General features: G+C 63.3%; 11 protein-coding genes. 2 read left to right on the plus strand and 9 right to left on the minus strand.

From position 1 onward, the window contains the following. Positions 1–790 precede the first annotated feature (790 nt). Positions 791–2,761: a M23 family metallopeptidase gene (locus FJ954_RS20250; protein WP_181177880.1), complete on the plus strand. Its 1,971-nt coding sequence runs from the start codon at positions 791–793 to the stop codon at positions 2,759–2,761. Positions 2,762–2,764: 3 nt separating this feature from the next. Here the strand turns inward: FJ954_RS20250 and FJ954_RS20255 are convergent, their stop codons facing one another. Further along, complete coding sequence (locus FJ954_RS20255; protein WP_140662758.1) at positions 2,765–4,330, minus strand: MFS transporter; 1,566 nt, start codon at positions 4,328–4,330, stop codon at positions 2,765–2,767. Between the two features lie 253 nt (positions 4,331–4,583). On the opposite strand from FJ954_RS20255, the gene FJ954_RS20260 reads away from it, so the two are divergent. After that, positions 4,584–5,216, plus strand: coding sequence for a TMEM175 family protein (locus FJ954_RS20260; protein WP_015315608.1), 633 nt, complete (start codon positions 4,584–4,586; stop codon positions 5,214–5,216). Positions 5,217–5,267: 51 nt separating this feature from the next. Here FJ954_RS20260 and FJ954_RS20265 read toward each other — a convergent pair whose 3' ends face one another. The 8 genes from FJ954_RS20265 to FJ954_RS20300 all read right to left on the minus strand — a co-directional run bounded on the left by FJ954_RS20265 (position 5,268) and on the right by FJ954_RS20300 (position 16,998). Next, positions 5,268–6,752: a L,D-transpeptidase family protein gene (locus FJ954_RS20265; protein WP_140662760.1), complete on the minus strand. Its 1,485-nt coding sequence runs from the start codon at positions 6,750–6,752 to the stop codon at positions 5,268–5,270. A 148-nt stretch (positions 6,753–6,900) separates the two neighbouring features. Beyond that, the gene (locus tag FJ954_RS20270; RefSeq protein WP_015315606.1) at positions 6,901–7,266 is read right to left on the minus strand and encodes an MmcQ/YjbR family DNA-binding protein; all 366 of its coding nucleotides are present in this window, start codon (positions 7,264–7,266) and stop codon (positions 6,901–6,903) included. Between the two features lie 58 nt (positions 7,267–7,324). Next, positions 7,325–9,931, minus strand: a complete 2,607-nt coding sequence (gene clpB / locus FJ954_RS20275; RefSeq protein WP_140662762.1) for an ATP-dependent chaperone ClpB — start codon at positions 9,929–9,931, stop codon at positions 7,325–7,327. Between the two features lie 218 nt (positions 9,932–10,149). Next, on the minus strand, positions 10,150–11,127 hold the full coding sequence (locus FJ954_RS20280) for a DUF4167 domain-containing protein (RefSeq protein WP_140662764.1): 978 nt from the start codon (positions 11,125–11,127) through the stop codon (positions 10,150–10,152). A gap of 304 nt (positions 11,128–11,431) precedes the next feature. Beyond that, entirely contained in the window at positions 11,432–12,310 is an 879-nt protein-coding gene (gene prmC, locus FJ954_RS20285; protein WP_140662766.1) for a peptide chain release factor N(5)-glutamine methyltransferase, read from the minus strand. Beyond that, complete coding sequence (gene prfA / locus FJ954_RS20290; protein ID WP_015315602.1) at positions 12,303–13,382, minus strand: peptide chain release factor 1; 1,080 nt, start codon at positions 13,380–13,382, stop codon at positions 12,303–12,305. Before prfA ends, prmC begins: the two co-directional genes overlap by 8 nt. A 10-nt stretch (positions 13,383–13,392) precedes the next feature. Further along, the gene (gene ptsP / locus FJ954_RS20295) at positions 13,393–15,663 is read right to left on the minus strand and encodes a phosphoenolpyruvate--protein phosphotransferase (protein ID WP_140662767.1); all 2,271 of its coding nucleotides are present in this window, start codon (positions 15,661–15,663) and stop codon (positions 13,393–13,395) included. Between the two features lie 81 nt (positions 15,664–15,744). Next, positions 15,745–16,998 carry an aspartate kinase gene (locus FJ954_RS20300; RefSeq protein WP_015315600.1) on the minus strand — a complete coding sequence of 418 codons (1,254 nt, stop codon included), beginning with the start codon at positions 16,996–16,998 and terminating at the stop codon, positions 15,745–15,747. Positions 16,999–17,024 lie beyond the last annotated feature (26 nt).

Below are 17,024 nucleotides of genomic sequence, written 5' to 3' on the forward strand. Positions count from 1 at the left end.
AAGTTTTGAAACTTTGATTGGCTTTATCTGGTCACGCTTCGAATTGACGAGAACATTCACACCTAGACACTCGCGTGTCTTGGTAGACTTATTCTCTCAAAACGTGTCCGCCAAAGTCTCGTTCGAACATCCTATCCCTGGCGGGATAAGGCGTTCAGCAGGACTCTGCCGCCCACGTTTCTCTTTCTTCATTATTCAATTGTCAAAGAACAGACACCGCATACGCAGTGTCGTGGCCCGCTTCGCTTTTGGCTCCGGGGCCGTCCGAGTGTCGCTTACGCGGCTCTCTTGAATTTCGCTGAGGGCAGACCTAGAAGCAAACTTCTTCGTCGCCAGCGGCGCACCGCCCTCGTTCGTGAGGCGTATATAGTCGCCACCAACCAAAACTGTCAACACCGTTCCCAAATGTTTTTGAACTTTTTGCGACAGAAATTTCGGGCGCGCTTTGTCGATAGCCGGCTGCCCCAGGGGAACACGGGACAACAGGAGGAGGAGGCCACGAAGGAGCCCTATTGCCGCCGCATTGCCGTTCGACACCAGGGCCAGCAAAAGAGGGCGCGAGCACAGCCGTGCAATGCCCTCTTCCAAGAGCGCCGTAAGGGCGTGCGCGAGAGCCTTGTGGATGAAGGCACGCCGCCCGCTCTTAGAAGTGCTCTATAAGATGAAGTGCACGAGGGGAATTCGACCGGGGCCTGAGGCTTCGTTGACTTAACCTGCCGTGACAGGCAAATGTCATGGCCACAACAAAAGCGACAAGCCGTTCCGCCCGGGGAAGAAGCAGCCTTTCTGGATGCCAGATACGGAAGATGTCATAGCCGAACTCGGCAATGAGCCGCCGCTTATTGCGGACGGCCGCAGCGGCCCGCCCGATCGGCGTGAGGTTTCTGCGCGCTGGCTGTCGGGAACATTCCTCACCGGTGTAACCTCGAGCGTGCTGATGGGCGTCGCGCTGTTCGCCGCTCTCGATGGTCGCCAGCAACTGGCGACCCCACCCGAGATCGCCGAACTGATCGGCCTTGCCAGCAACGGCGATTCCGGCGAGGTGGCAAAGACCACCAGGCTGGTGGCGCCGCGCCAGATCGCCAAGGCCAAGGATCGCCGCCGCATGGAAGTGTCGATGGTCACCAAGGTCGGCGACCGCGATGTCATCCACACCATGCCTTTCGTGCAGATCAAGATGGCACTCGCAGCCGGCCACACCACCAGCCGGGCCTACCCGCCTTTCGACCCGATGCAGGTGTTCGGCGACGACGGCGACGATACATCGGCACAGCCTGCGACGGCGTCGGCCGCCTCCGGCCAGATCTACGGCGCCAAGGTCGAAAGCGAAATGAGCCTGAAGACCGTCGATTTCCCGATCGCGACGGCTTCCTTCGACGAGAAGAGCGACCTGTCGGCCGACGAAGTCGAAAGAGTGGTACGCGAAGCCGGCACCGACCTAAGCGACGGCGCCGTGCAGGTGGCTTCGCTTCATTATGTCGATCCGCAGCGATTCGGCGAAGCCTTTGCCGAGAGCATGGCCGGCTCCTACGATGTGAAGATCGTGCCGGAAAATGTCTCCGTATCGCCACGCGCCAACGCGGACGACCAGGCACCGGCTTTCGCCGAGGAAATCATCCCCTTCACCAAAGACACCGACCTCACGGAGGCTTTCGCCGATTCGGGCTACACGGGCGATGATGCCACCGGCATGGCCGAAGCGATCGCCAAGTTGCTCAACGCGCCGGCGCTCAAGGCAGGTACCGTGCTGCGTGTTGGCCTCGAGGTCCACGGCGATGCCGCCAAGGTCGTGCGCACAAGCGTCTATGACAAGACCACGCATATCGTCACCATCGCGCTCGACGACCGCGGCCAGTACGTGCCGGCCCAGGAGCCCGAGCCCAATCCCGAATTGCTGACCGCATTCGACGATTCGTCGGCGCCGGTAGTGGTGCGCGGCAATCTGCCCAACGTCTATGACGGCATCTACCGCGCCGCCTATTCCTACGGCATGTCCAAGGCGATGACCCAGCGGCTGATCAAGCTCCTGGCATCCGATGTCGATTTCCAGTCCCGCCTCAATCCCTCCGACCGCCTTGAAGTGCTGTTCTCGCAGCCTGATGGCGACGACCAGACCTCGGACAATTCCGAGCTTCTCTATGTCTCGGCGACCTTCGGCGGCACGACGCGCAATTTCTACCGCTTCCAGATGCAGGATGGCAGCACGGACTATTTCGACGAAGACGGCTCGAGCGCCCAGCAGTTCCTGCTGCGCAATCCGCTGCCCGCCGGAAAGTTCCGCTCCGGCTTCGGCGCCCGCAAGCATCCGATCCTCGGCTATGTCCGCATGCACACAGGCGTCGACTGGGCAGCCCCGATCGGCACGCCGATCATCGCCGCCGGCAATGGCGTCATCGAGAAGGTCGGCTGGGCCGGCGGCTATGGCAAGCAGATCATCATTCGCCATGCCAATGGCTACGAGACCTCGTACAATCACCAGAGTGCCTTTGCCAAAGGTATGGAGCCGGGCATGCATGTGCGCCAGGGACAGACTATCGGCTATCTCGGCCAGACCGGCCTCGCCACAGGCCCGCACCTGCACTACGAGTTGATCGTCAATGGCACCAAAGTCGATCCGATGCGCGTCCGTCTACCGGTCGGCAAGGTGCTGAAAGGCGACGATCTCGTCGCCTTCAAGCGCGAGCGCGAGCGCATCGACGATCTGCTGAAACAGGAAGATGGCAATTCGCTGAAGGTCGCCAGCGCCAAGATCGAAGGCTGAGACTCAGCCTTCGCCCTGCCGAGGTTCGGCGCGCCGCGACCACGGCAGCGCTTCGCCCGAAATCGTCATCCAGGCAATGACAGCGGAAAGCAGGCATAGCAGCGCCGTCACCAAGGAGACGGCGGAAAAGGCTGCGTCGCTGGCGGCGATCCTCGCCGCATCGAGTGCCGGCGAAAGTCCTGCTGGTGGCGGTTCGCCGAAGCCAGGCACGCCGGGCGCGGCATTTACCTCCAGGGCATTGGCGTAGATCCAGGCAGCGAGCGACCCCATCGCCGCCACCGCGATCAAACCGCCGATGCGTGAGACGGCGTTGTTGATGCCGGAAGCCGCGCCGGTGTCCTTGTCTTCCACCGCCGTCATGATCGCGGTGGACAATGGCGATACGACCAACGCCATGCCGAGCCCCATCAGCGCCATCAAGGGGAAGATGCCGGTCCAGAAATGGTGAAAGCCGGCATAGGCGAGCAAGGCCAGCCCGGCGAAGGCAACCGCCACGATCAGGCTGCCGCAGGCAATGGGAAAACGGGGCCCGATCCGGTCCGACAGCTTGCCGACGGGTCCCGACAGAAGCGCGATCGCCGCCGACAGCGGCAGGAAGATGAAGCCGACCTCGGCGGTGCTCAGTCCCCAGCCTGCGATCAGCAGCATCGGCAGATAAAAAAGATTGGCTGACAGTGCGAAATAGAGAAAGAACGTCGCGACGTTGGCGCCGGCGAAAGCACCGATGCGAAACAGGCTGAGATCTATCATCGGCTCGCGCTGCCGCCGCTCGAACAGGATGAAGACGACAAGCAGCACGGCGCCGGCGGCAATGCTTGGACCGGCCATGTGGCTCTCGCCGCTGGCGCTCACTGAAGTCAGCCCATAGGCGAGCGCGCCGAAGGCCAGCGTCGCAAGCGCCCCGCCGGCAAGGTCAAGGCTGCGTTTCTCCGTCGGCGCATCGGCCGGAATCTTGGCGAGCAGCAGATAGATCGAGATCAGGCCGAGCGGCAGATTGACGGCAAAGATCGCCCGCCAGATGCCGCCGCCGAAAGCCGAGAGCACCAGGCCGCCGAGCACAGGGCCGAGAGCGGTGGTCAGCGCCGAGGCCGCCGCCCAGATGCCGATCGCCCTGCCGCGTTCCTTCTTCGGATAAGCCTTGGCGATAATGGCGAGACTGCCCGGCACCATGATCGCGGCGCCGATGCCCTGGAGCGCGCGAAATGCGATCAGCACGACAGCGTTCGGCGCCAGCGCGCAGGCAAGCGAGGTCACGACGAACAGCGCAATGCCGGCCACGAAAGCATGGCGCAGCCCGAACCGATCGCCTGCGGCACCGCCGGCAAGGATCAGCGCTGAGAGTGTCAGCGCATAGGCATTGGAAATCCACTGCGCCTCGGCAAGGCTGGCGCCGAGGTCGACGCGGATCGCCGGCATGGCTATCGCCAGGATCGATCCGTCGATGAAGCCGAGCGCCGAGGCCAGGATCGCCGCGATCAACACATAACGCCGCTGCGATTGCGGGCAGAACGTGCCGTTCGCGACCGGAGCGGTCAGCGGAACGGCGGCGGCTTGATTGGGCGCATGCATGCCACCCTCATTAGACCGTCGGCGCGGCGGCAACAACCGGCCAGCGGCTTGTTGTCCTTGAAACCAGCCATATTGCCAGGGATTGCATCTGCCCCGATGCAAACCGCGGCAGTCATGCTAATGCATGTCGCGCAAAAGTGACCTCGGCTTTTGCGACAACGACATGCATCAGGCAAGATTTAAAGCGCGTCGCATGAATCCGTTTCGACGAGACGCGCTTTAGGTTTCCAGGACCCGCGGGCAGGAGAAATCGATGAAGCGTCCGCTCGAAGCATCGGTTGAGGGGCGCGGCCGTATTGTCGGTATCACCGATGGCGTGTTCGCCATCGCGCTCACCCTGATCGTGCTCGAGATCAGGGTGCCAGCGCATGAGGTGATCCACTCCGAACATGATCTGCTCGCCGCCATCGCGGCACTCGCGCCACGCTTCCTCACCTATGCCTTGAGCTTTCTGACCCTGACCATCTTCTGGTTCGGCCAGCAGGCCCAGCATGGTCTGATCGCCAAATCCGACAGACGGCTGGCCACGCTGAACCTCTGCTTTCTCGCCTTCATCGCGCTCTTGCCGTTCTCGACCGACCTTCTGGCCGATTTTCTGGAATTCAGGACCGCGGTGCTGGTTTACTGGCTCAACCTCTTGATGCTCGGCATCACGCTGTTCGTCAGCTGGCGGTATGCGGAGAAGAGCGGCCTTGTCGCAGAGGACGTCGACGCGGAAACGAAACGCACGGTCTACTTGCGCATCGTCAAGGCGCAGATCCTGTGGGCCGTCGGCGCCGCACTTTGCCTGATCACCCCGTTGGCGAGCGTCGGATTCATTCTGGTGGTGCAGTTGATCTACGCGGCAACGCCGAATGTGAAGTGGGTGCGCAGGATCATTGGTTGAAATTTATGTTGAGATTCAGGTCAGGCCGGCATCGCTTGAATATCGACATACCTACTCGACGAACTCCACCGGCACGCCCGGCGAGACCAGCTTGGCCAGTTCACGCGCGTCCCAATTGGTCAGGCGCACGCAGCCATGGCTCTCGGTCTTGCCTATCTTCGAGGGCTCCGGCGTGCCGTGGATGCCGTAAGTCGGCTTGTCCAGGGCGATCCACACCGATCCGACCGGGCCATTCGGCCCAGGCGGAATGGTCAGGATCTTGTTGTTCTCACCCTGCTTGAAGTTGATGTTGGGGTTGTAGGTGTAGTTCGGATCGAGCGCAACACGCGACACGGCATGGATGCCGGTCGGGGATGGCGTGTCCGATGAGCCGATGGTGGCGGGGTAGGCCGCGACCAGCTTGCCGGACGCATCATAGGCAAAGACTTCCTTCTTGCCCTTGTCGGCGACGATGCGGGCAACCGGGGTAGAAACCAGTTTGCCGAAATTCGCGACCTTGATGATCGTGCCCGGACGATTGAAGTTGGCGTCCGGATTGAGCGCCTTGAGATAGTTCTCGTCCATGTGGAAGCGCTCGGCCAGCGCCTCGGTGACGGAGGTGAAGCCCATGCGGTCGAGTTGCGCCTTCTGGCTGTAGTCCTCCGGGATCGACGCGACGTAGGGGCCGGCCGCATCCTCCGCGGTGATGGTGTAGTTGGCGAACGCGTCGCCACCGGACTGCGACAATGCGGCCTGGATGCCGACCGAATCGGTCGATTTGAGGCTGCTGCCGTTGATCTGATTGTAGGCCGCCAGCGCCTTGTCGACATTCGAACCGAAGCGCCCGTCGATGACGCCAGGCGAAGCCCCGCCCCGGTCGAGCAGCACCTGCAGCGCCGCGACATCCTGGCGTGCGCCCAGCGAAAGCGACGGATCGACCGACGTCTTGCCGCCGGCCTTTGGGGGCAATGCCGCCTGGTCCGAGGGCGCTGCCTGGTCCGTCGGGTCTGCCGGCCGGACGGGGTCTATCGACGCCTCGTTCAGCGGTTGGCGCTTGATTGTACCCGGCTGCGGCGCGTCGGGATAATTGTTGTCGTAGCTGCCGTCGTCCCGCGGTGCCGGCGGATAGGCATCGACTGAACCATTTCCGTCAGGATCGTATTCGTCGGCGGGCGGTGGAATGACCCGGCCTTCCTCTTCCAGCTGTCTGCGGCGGAAGCGGGCCATGTCCTGGGGATCGTCGAGATAGTAACGGTCATCGTCGGCGGGTGCGCGGCCAAGTTCACGCATCCGGCTCTCGCGGCGCAGCGCCCGCCGGTCGAGGCGTGTCTGTGGCGGCTGGATGGCGATCACCTTGCCGGTATCCGAATCGACGATGACGCGATTGCCCCTGGCGTCGTAATAAATGTCGAGATTGCCGTCCTGGGCGAGCAGAATGCCGCCACTCCCGGACGTGCGGACAGGCTGGGCGGCACCGTCGTGCGTCGGCGCGGCGAACGCATTGGAAAACACCAGTCCCGCGGCAAGCGCCGAAAGGGTGAAGATAGTGCGCAGCATCGTGCGAAACTCTCCGGTCCGTATGTGCCGCCGCCCGGCATTGTTCAGTTCGGCGAACCCTTCGCCAGCAAACCAGTTATCCACCATATGGTTCCAACATGAACCGGGCATGAAGATGGCGGTTTTCCGGCGCCTCGGGGAATATTGGCTAGCTTGCGCCAAGCCCCAATTCCTTGCGCGCCTGCTTCGTCAGCTTAAGGGCAACAAGGCGGTGGCTCTCGCGCAGATAATCCTCCAGCGCACCATCATCCATGCTCTGGCTTGTCTGACGCTGGATCCACTTCATGCCGCGGGAGGCAAGATAGGGCGCGGGGCGCAGGCCGGGCTGCTCCTTGAGCACGTCATAGGCGATGTCGGAGCATTTGAAGGTGACGAAGAGCTGCCGACCCTGATCCCAGCCACCAATCGCAAACACCTTGGTCCCGACCTTCCAGACATGGGCGCCGCCCCATTGCACCACGTGATTCGTTGCAGGCAGCGAAGCGCAGAAGCCGTTGTAGTCGTCCAGCGTCATCAATCCCCCGCCAATTGCATGAAAACGCCGCGCGTCCGGTGGACGCGCGGCGTCTGAATCAGGCCGCGACCTCGGCCGCGACGATCGCCGGCTTGGAGCGGAAATTCAGCCGGTCGGAACCGGCCGTGACCTTGACCGTCGAGCCGTCCAGTATCTCGCCGAGCAGGATCTTTTCCGCCAATGGATCCTGCAGCTCCTTCTGCATCACCCGCTTCAGCGGCCGGGCACCATAAGCGGGGTCGTAACCCTTGGCCGCCAGCCACTCGATCGCCTCGGGATCCAGCGACAGCGTGATCTTGCGATCGGTCAGCAGGCTCTCGAGCCGCTTGAGCTGGATCTCGACGATACGGTCCATGTCCTTGCGGCGCAGCCGGTGGAACAGGATCACCTCGTCGACGCGATTGAGGAACTCCGGCCGAAACGATGCCCTGACCACGCCCATCACTTCGTCTCGTACGGCATCGACATCCTGGTCCTCGCCGAGATTGACGAGATATTCGGCTCCCAGGTTAGACGTCATGATGATCAGTGTGTTGCGGAAGTCGACGGTGCGGCCCTGCCCGTCGGTGAGCCGGCCGTCATCGAGCACCTGCAACAGCACGTTGAAGACATCCGGATGCGCCTTTTCGATCTCGTCGAACAGCACGACCTGATAGGGCCGGCGCCGCACCGCTTCGGTCAGCGCACCGCCTTCCTCATAGCCGACATAGCCGGGAGGCGCGCCGATCAGCCGGGCGACGGAGTGCTTCTCCATGTATTCGGACATGTCGATGCGCGCCAGCGCCGTCTCATCGTCGAACAGGAAATTGGCCAAAGCCTTGGTCAGTTCCGTCTTGCCGACGCCGGTAGGCCCGAGGAACATGAACGAGCCGATCGGCCGGTTCGGATCCTGAAGGCCCGCACGGGCACGCCGCACAGCCTTGGAAACGGCCTGCACCGCTTCGCCCTGGCCGACGACACGCTTGCCGATCTCGTCTTCCATGCGCAGCAGCTTGTCACGCTCGCCCTGCAGCATCTTGTCGACCGGAATGCCGGTCCAGCGCGACACGATATGGGCGACGTGGTCGGGCGTGACCACTTCCTCGACCATGCCGGCCTTGCCGTCCTGGGCTTCGGCCTCCTTCAGCTTCTTTTCCAATTCCGGGATCTTGCCATAGGCAAGCTCGCCGGCGCGCTGGAACTCACCCTTGCGCTGGGCAATGGCAAGGTCGTTGCGCGCTTCGTCGAGCTCCTTCTTCAAGTCGGCCGCTAGCCCGAGCTTCTGCTTCTCGGCCTGCCACTTCGCGGTGATCTCTGTCGATTCCTCTTCCAGGCCGACAAGTTCCTTTTCCAGGCGGGCGAGCCGGTCCTTCGAGGCATCGTCCGTCTCGACCTTCAACGCTTCGCGTTCAATCTTGAGCTGCATGATGCGGCGGTCGATCTCGTCCAGCGCTTCGGGCTTGGAATCGACCTGCATCCTGAGCCGCGAGGCGGCTTCGTCGACGAGGTCGATCGCCTTGTCCGGCAGGAAGCGGTCGGCGATGTAGCGGTTGGACAATGTCGCCGCCGCCACCAGTGCCGAATCGGAGATACGCACCTTGTGGTGCTGCTCGTATTTCTCCTTCAGGCCGCGCAGGATCGAGACCGTGTCCTCCACTGTCGGCTCGTCGACGAAGACGGGCTGGAAACGGCGGGCAAGGGCGGGATCCTTCTCGACATGCTTCCTGTATTCATCCAGCGTGGTGGCGCCGACGCAGTGCAGTTCGCCGCGCGCCAGCGCCGGCTTCAGGAGATTCGACGCGTCCATGGCGCCATCGGCCTTGCCGGCGCCGACCAGCGTGTGCATCTCATCAATGAACAGGATGATGTTGCCACTGGCCGAAGTGACTTCCGAAAGCACAGCCTTCAGCCGCTCCTCGAATTCGCCGCGATATTTGGCACCGGCAATCAGCGCGCCCATGTCGAGCGCCATCAACTGCTTGTCCTTAAGCGATTCCGGCACGTCGCCATTGACGATGCGCAGCGCCAGCCCTTCGGCGATCGCCGTCTTGCCGACGCCCGGCTCGCCGATCAGCACCGGGTTGTTCTTGGTGCGGCGCGACAGCACCTGGATGGTGCGTCGAATCTCGTCGTCGCGGCCAATCACGGGGTCGAGCTTGCCCGCGCGTGCGTCCGCGGTGAGGTCGCGTGCGTATTTCTTCAGCGCGTCATAGCCCTGTTCGGCACTCGCCGAATCGGCGGTGCGGCCCTTGCGGACGTCGTTGATGACCTGGTTCAGCGCCTGCGCGGTGACACCGGCCTTGGCCAGGATTTCGGCGGTCTTGGCCGATTTCTCCATGGCAAGCGCCTGCAGCAGCCGCTCGACGGTGACAAAGCTGTCGCCGGCCTTCTTGGCCAGGTCTTCGGCGGTCGAGAACACTTTGGCCAGCGGCTGTGCCAGATAGAGCTGGCCATTGCCGCCCTCCACCTTGGGCATCGCCTCGAGCGCCGTCTCGACGCCGAGCTTGACATCGCGGACATTGCCGCCGGCGCGCTCGATCAACGACGCGGCCAAGCCTTCATCATCGTCGACGAGGACTTTCAGAATGTGTTCGGGGGTGAATTGCTGGTGGTTGCGCGAGAGCGCCATGGTCTGCGCGGACTGAATAAAGCCGCGCACGCGCTCTGAGTATTTCTCAAGGTTCATATTTGTCTCCTTCCATCACCGGCCCGCTTTGCGGCACCGGATCAGATTGCGGTGACGGACCCGCCCATTCGAGCCGGATCCTGTTCAGGCCAGATATGGTGCATGGACCCTTGCCCCTCAAGATGTCGCAATATGGCAGGTGCATAATATTCCACGTCAGCCCAAACGAAAACGGCGGAGATTTCTCTCCGCCGCTCAAGGCCTTGAATGCCGTTCGCTCAGTTGTCGATGTCGGAAACCACGGGTTCGGCACCGCCGCTGTCGGCCGGAGCCGCCGCTGTCTCGGCCGCGTCCCCATTTTCGCTGCCGCTCTCGACCTGATCGGCATTGGTGCGCGGACGGCGCGGACGCCGTGGACGGCGGGCAGCACCGCTTTCGGCGGCCGCCTCATTGAGTTCGGCCTGGGCGGCCAGACCTGCCGGTGAAAAATTCTCGAACCGTGGAGCCGGCTCGGCCGCCGCGACCGTCTCGGGGGGCGGAGCGGCCTCTGCCTGGACTTCCGTCTGCCCCGGGGCCTCGTTGCGCTGTTGCTGTCCGCCCTGTTCGGGTGAAGCGTGGTCGCGCTGGCCGTAGCCGCCATTGGGGCGGCGATCGCGATGGCGCCCGCCACCGTTGTCGCGGCCGCCATTGTTGCGACCGTTATTGTCGCGCCCGCTGTTGTCGCGCCCGCTATTGTCGCGATTGTCGCGACCGTTTTCCCGGTTCAGCGCAACCTCCGCAGGCATGCCCTCGATCACCGGCTGCGGACCTGCGCCATGGTTGATTACGGGAAGCTGTGGATCGGAACCGGCATTGCCGCTGCTATTGCCGGCCCCACTGCCGGCATTGTCGAACTCATCGCGATCGTCATCGCCGTCCTCGTCGAACTCGTCGCGTGCCTGCTGGACGTTCTGGATCGGCATCTGCGCCTGCGCGGCGGCAATGATGCGATTGTAGTGTTCAGCGTGCTGGAGGTAATTCTCCGCCATCACCCGGTCGCCGGAGCTGTGCGAGTCACGGGCAAGCGTGGCGTATTTTTCGGCAATTTGCTGAGCCGATCCACGGATTTTCACGTCCGGGCCGTTGCTCTCGTAATTGCGCGTAAGCGGATTCGGCCCCTTGCGGTTGTTGTTATTGTTGTTGTTATTGTTATTGCCACCGCCGCCGCCATTGTTGTTGCGACCGCGCATGCGCCTGTTCTGCTGTTGTGGCCTCATTCGACTCTCTTCATCTTGAAATTTTGAAAAACTCTTCACGAACGGAGGCGCTCATGCAGCCAGCCGTTTCGTTTCTTCACCGGCGTTCGCCCGCATCGATTGCGTTGGCGCCACGTGTCATCCTGTTTCCGGTTACATCACTTGCCGGACGATTCCCGCACGAAGCTTGGGCGTCGTTTGCGCAAGAAGGCAGCTATTTCCAAGGAAAAACCGAATCGCTAAGAGCACTGCCTGCTTCGTCTCATCCGGTTAGGCGACCCTAGCCGCATTCCCCGGTATTGCCAAGCGCTTTTTTTGCACTGCGTCAAGACGTTGCTCGTTGAAAAACAAGAACCCTGTCGTTTCCGCCGAGATCGCTAAAAACCTCGCCAGCCGCGTAACCGGCCGCGCGAAATATATCGTTGACTTCGTTGCTTTGCGTGTGGCCGATCTCGACCGCAATCCTGCCTTCGGCTTCCAGAAACCTTGCCGCATCGGCGGCGATGATCCTGTAGGGGTTCAGCCCATCCACACCGCCATCAAGGGCAAGGCGCGGGTCGAAATCGCGGACTTCGTCCTGCAGATTTCCAATCTCTTGTGTTGGTATATAGGGAGGGTTTGCGGCAATTACATGGTACCGGCCGGAAACTTTTTTAAACCAGTCCGACTGAACCGCCGTGAACCGGCCGCCGAGGCCGAATTGCCCGGCATTGCGGGCCGCCGTGGCCAGAGCGCCGGCGGAGATGTCGACACCGGTGGCGGTCGCGGCCGGCACGACGCTCAGCAGCGCCAGGGCGATCGCGCCCGTTCCGGTGCCGAGATCGAGGATGCGGCATGTGCCCTCCCGCGTGGCTATTGCCTTGACGAAGGGCAGCACCGCCTCGACCAGCGTTTCGGTGTCCGGTCGCGGCTCCAGCGTCTCCGGCGACAGCGACAAGCGCAAACCGTAGAACTCGCGATAGCCGAGGATGCGATGCACCGGCTCGCCACGGGCTCGCCGTCTCAAGGCGCCGTCGATCGCGGCGATGGCGTTCCCGTCGATCTTGCACTCCGGGTCGGCGATCGCCTGGTTGCGCGTCGTGCCGGAATAGTGCTCGACGATCAGCCGCGCATCGAGCGCGGGATCATCGATGCCGGCTGCGGCAAGCCGGGTCCGCGCTTCCCGCAGCAGCGGCCCCAGTGCCGCGGGCGGATGGTCAGCCATCGATGCCGATATCGGCCAGCAGCTTCGACTGATGATCGGCGATCAGTGCGTCGACGATTTCGTCGAGTTCACCCATCATCACCCGGTCGAGTTTGTAGAGCGTCAGGTTGATGCGATGGTCGGTGACCCGGCCCTGCGGAAAATTGTAGGTGCGGATGCGCTCGGAGCGGTCGCCGGAACCGACCTGCGACTTGCGCGACTCGGAACGCTCCTCATCCGCCTTGCTGCGCTCCATGTCATAGAGCCGGGCGCGCAGGATCTGCATGGCCTTGGCCCGGTTCTGGTGCTGCGACTTCTCCGCTTGCACCACCATGATGCCGGTCGGCAAATGGGTGATGCGGACCGCGGAATCGGTGGTGTTGACGTGCTGGCCGCCGGACCCGGAGGCACGCATCGTGTCGATGCGGATGTCCTCGGCCCTGATGTCGATGTCGACCTCTTCGGCTTCCGGCAGCACGGCGACTGTGGCGGCTGACGTGTGGATGCGCCCGCTGGCCTCGGTGGCCGGCACGCGCTGGACGCGATGCACCCCGGATTCGAATTTCAGATGGGCGAACACACCTTTACCGGAGATCGTGGCGATGATTTCCTTGAAGCCCCCGGCATCGCCGTCGCTGGCCGATACCGTTTCGAACCGCCAGCCGCGTTCGGCGGCATAGCGCTCATACATGCGAAACAGGTCGCCGGCGAAGAGTGCCGCCTCATCGCCGCCGGTGCCGGCGCGGATTTCGAGAATGGCGTTCTTGTCGTCGGCGGCATCCCTGGGCAGGAGCAGGATCTGGATGTCTTTCTGCAGCGTCTCGATGCGCTCCTCGACGCCGGGCAGATCTGCCTCGGCAAGCGCCCGCATCTCGGCGTCGGTGCCCTTGTCGGCGAGCATCGCTTCGAGGTCGGCCTGCTCGTGCTCGGCAGAGCGCAATTCCCTGACCTTGGCCACCATCTCCTGCAACTCGGCATATTCCGATGCCATCCTCACATAGGCATCCGGCGCCGGTCCAGCCGACATCTGCGCTTCGAGCATCTCGAAACGCTTGACGACTTGATCCATACGATCGCGGGGCAAATTGACCATGATGAGGGTGCTACAACGGGATCGAGCGGTCGTCGGCGAAGGCCTGCAGCAATGCCCGCATCGGCAGCCCTTGCGCCGGCGCCATCAGATTGTCGTCGAAGAAAGCCTTCAGCTCCTCCAGCGGCAGCTCCGTCAGCATGGCCTTGACCGGACCGATCGAGGCCGGCGACATCGAGATCGAGCGAAAACCGAGGCCGATCAACGCCATCGCCGAGATCGGCTTGCCGGCGAGTTCACCGCACAGGGTGACGGGCGTATGATTGCGGGCGCCGGCGTCGGCGATCTGCTTGAGCACGCGCAGGAACGGCGCCGACAACGTATCGAAGCGGTTGGCCAGTTGCGTGTTGCCGCGGTCGACCGCCATGACGAACTGGAACAGGTCGTTCGATCCGACCGAGACGAAGTCGACCGCCTTCATCAGCTCGTCGAGCTGGAACAAAAGCGACGGCACTTCCAGCATGGCGCCCAGCTTGAGACTGGTCGGCAGATGATGGGCAAAGCGTGAGAGATGCCGCACCTCGCGGTCGATGATTTCGCGCGCCTGGGCGATTTCGCCGAGCTCGGTCACCATCGGCAGCATCAGCTTGAGCTCGCGCCCGCCGCTGGCCTTGAGCAAGGCGCGGATCTGGGTGCGCAGCAAGCCCGGCCGATCTAGCGTCAGGCGGATCGCCCGCCAGCCGAGCGCCGGATTCTCTTCCTGGACCGCGCCCTTGAAATAGGGCAGCACCTTGTCGCCACCAATGTCGATGGTGCGGAAGGTGACCGGCTTGCCGCGCGCGGCCTCAAGCACGTCGCGGTAGAGTTTTTCCTGGGCTTCGGCGCGCGGAAAGGTCGACGCGACCATGAACTGCAGTTCCGTGCGGAACAGGCCAATGCCGGCGGCGCCCGCCTCCGCCAACTGCGGCAGGTCGACGGCAAGCCCGGCATTCATCAGCAGGTCGACCTGGACCCCGTCCCGGGTCGTCGACGGCTTCTTGCGCAGTTCGCGGTAGACCTCCTGCCGGCGCGCCCGGAACCGCACCTTCTCGGCATAGGCGGCTTCAAGATCGGATTGCGGCCGCAGATGGATCGCGCCTTCCTCGCCGTCGACGATGATGGCATCGCCGTTTTCCGCCATGGAAACGGCGCCCTTCATCTGTCCGGCGACGGGAATGCCCATGGCGCGCGCGACGATGACGACATGGCTGGTCGCCGCGCCATCCTCCAGCACCAGCCCGCGCAGCTTGTCGCGAGGATAGTCGAGCAGTTCGGCAGCGCCCATCGAGCGGGCGACGATGATGGCGTCCTTGGGCAGCGAGGCCGCGACATCCTCGGGCCCACGTCCCATCAGCTGGCGCAACAGCCGGTTGGCGAGATCGTCGAAATCGCTCATCCGCTCGCGCAGATAGGGATCGGTCATGTGCAGCATGCGGGCGCGCATGTCGCTCTGAACTTTTTCGACCGCCGCCTCGGCCGTCAGGCCGTTACGGATCGCCTCTTCCAGGCGCCGTACCCAGCCCCGGTCGTTGGCGAACATGCGGTAGGCTTCCAGCACCTGGCGATGCTCGCCCTCGAAGGCGACATCGCGGCGCTCCAGCATGTCGTCGATGGAAAGCCGCAGAGAACCAAGCGAGGCTTCGAGCCGCCGGACCTCCTCCTCGCTGTCCTCGTTGAACAAATTGGTGACGACGATACGCGGCTCGTGCAGCACGACGTGACCGAGCCCGACGCCATCGTTGAAGGACAGGCCGGTGAAGCTGACAGGCCGGCGCAGGTCGAGTTCGAGGCCTGGCCGGGTCAGCCGCGCCAGATCGCCGGTGGCGATCATCTCTGCGATGACCATGGCCGTGGTTTCCAGCGCCTCGACCTCGTCGTCGCGGTAGTGGCGCATGGTCTTGTTCTGGACGACCAGGACGCCCAGCGTGCGCCCTGCCCTGAGCACCGGCACGCCGAGGAAGGAATTGTAGATCTCCTCCCCGGTCTCCGGCAGGTAGGCGAAGGCCGGGTGTTCTTGCGCGTTGGACAGGTTGAGCGGCCTGGCACTCGCGGCAATGGTGCCGACCAGGCCTTGCCCTAGCCGCAGCTGCGCCAAGTGGACGGCGTTCGGGTTCAGACCCTCGGTGGCGTAGAGCTCCAGCACCGAATCGGCGCGCAGCACGTAGAGCGAGCAGACTTCCGCGACCATGTTGGAGGCGATGTCGCGCACAATCCGGTCGAGCCGCTCCTGCGGCTCCAGCGGCTCCTGCATGAGCTCGCGGAGCCGTTTCAGCAAAACGCGCGGGCCAACGGCCGTGTCACGCATCGCGGCTTCTTCTCCAATAGACTTCTTGCCGGGGCAGTTTCCGCCGCGCCCGGCAAGTGCGCAACAGCTGATTCAGTCCTGCTACTGCTTATCCAGACCGTAGACGGAATGCAAAGTGCGAACCGCAAGTTCCGTATAGGGACCGTCGATCAGTATCGAAATCTTGATCTCGGAGGTGGTGATGGCGCGGATGTTGATCGCCTTGTCGGCCAGCGCCTTGAAGGCGGTGGCGGCGACGCCGGCATGGCTCCGCATGCCGATGCCGATGACCGAAACCTTCGACATGCCAGCTTCCGACTGCACGACATCGTAGCCGATCTCGGCTTTCAGCCGGTCGAGCACGGCCAGCGCCTTGTCGACATCGCCCGACGGCACGGTGAAGGTCATGTCGGTCAGCTTGCCGTCCTCGGAAATGTTCTGGACGATCATGTCGACATTGATGTTGGCCTCGGCCAGCGGTCCGAAAATGCCGGCGGCGACGCCCGGCCGGTCGCCGACGCGGCGCAGCGAAATCTGGGCCTCGTCCTTGGCATAGGCAATTCCGGTGACGACCTGCTGTTCCACGATCTCTTCCTCGTCGCAAATGAGCGTTCCCGGAGGATTGAGCAAATCCCCCATTCCGGGCGCATCGGGATCGTCGAAGGACGACCGCACGAAGGTACGCACCCTGTGCACCATGGCAAGCTCGACCGAACGCACCTGCAGAACCTTGGCGCCGAGCGAGGCCATTTCAAGCATTTCCTCGAACGATATCTTGGCCAGCCGCCGCGCTTTGGGCTCGATGCGCGGGTCGGTGGTGTAGACCCCATCGACGTCGGTGTAGATGTCGCAGCGGTCGGCCTTGACCGCGGCGGCGATCGCCACGGCGCTGGTATCGGAGCCGCCACGTCCGAGCGTGGCGATGCGGTTGTCCGGCCCGATGCCCTGGAAACCGGCGATGACAGCCACCTGGCCTTCGCCGAAGCGCTTGACCAGGAAGGCGCCGTCGATGTCGAGGATGCGCGCCGCGCCATGCGCGTTGTCGGTCTTGATCGGAATCTGCCAGCCCTGCCAGGAGCGCGCATGCACGCCCATGTTCTGCAAGGTGATGGCGAGAAGGCCAGCCGTGACCTGTTCGCCGGAAGCGACGACCGCGTCATATTCGCGGGCATCGTGCATCGGTGAGGCCTCGCGGGTCCAGCCGACCAGCTCGTTGGTCTTGCCGGCCATCGCCGAAACCACCACAGCCACCTCGTGACCGGCGTCGACCTCGCGTTTGACGTGACGTGCCACGTTGCGGATGCGAGCGATGTCGGCGACGGAGGTCCCGCCGAATTTCATCACGATACGCGCCATGGAAGCGAAATGCCTTTGACTGGAGC

The sequence above is a fragment of the Mesorhizobium sp. B2-3-15 genome (assembly GCF_006442875.1).
Taxonomy (GTDB): Bacteria; Pseudomonadota; Alphaproteobacteria; order Rhizobiales; family Rhizobiaceae; genus Mesorhizobium; species Mesorhizobium australicum.

Coding starts and splice junctions, on each gene's coding strand:
- FJ954_RS20260 (WP_015315608.1), top strand. CDS start 4,584: ATGAAGCGTCCGCTCGAAGCATCGGTTGAGGGGCGCGGCCGTATTGTC.
- prfA (WP_015315602.1), bottom strand. CDS start 13,382: ATGGTCAATTTGCCCCGCGATCGTATGGATCAAGTCGTCAAGCGTTTC.
- FJ954_RS20270 (WP_015315606.1), bottom strand. CDS start 7,266: ATGACGCTGGACGACTACAACGGCTTCTGCGCTTCGCTGCCTGCAACG.
- FJ954_RS20265 (WP_140662760.1), bottom strand. CDS start 6,752: ATGCTGCGCACTATCTTCACCCTTTCGGCGCTTGCCGCGGGACTGGTG.
- FJ954_RS20250 (WP_181177880.1), top strand. CDS start 791: ATGCCAGATACGGAAGATGTCATAGCCGAACTCGGCAATGAGCCGCCG.
- clpB (WP_140662762.1), bottom strand. CDS start 9,931: ATGAACCTTGAGAAATACTCAGAGCGCGTGCGCGGCTTTATTCAGTCC.
- FJ954_RS20280 (WP_140662764.1), bottom strand. CDS start 11,127: ATGAGGCCACAACAGCAGAACAGGCGCATGCGCGGTCGCAACAACAAT.
- prmC (WP_140662766.1), bottom strand. CDS start 12,310: ATGGCTGACCATCCGCCCGCGGCACTGGGGCCGCTGCTGCGGGAAGCG.
- ptsP (WP_140662767.1), bottom strand. CDS start 15,663: ATGCGTGACACGGCCGTTGGCCCGCGCGTTTTGCTGAAACGGCTCCGC.
- FJ954_RS20300 (WP_015315600.1), bottom strand. CDS start 16,998: ATGGCGCGTATCGTGATGAAATTCGGCGGGACCTCCGTCGCCGACATC.
- FJ954_RS20255 (WP_140662758.1), bottom strand. CDS start 4,330: ATGCATGCGCCCAATCAAGCCGCCGCCGTTCCGCTGACCGCTCCGGTC.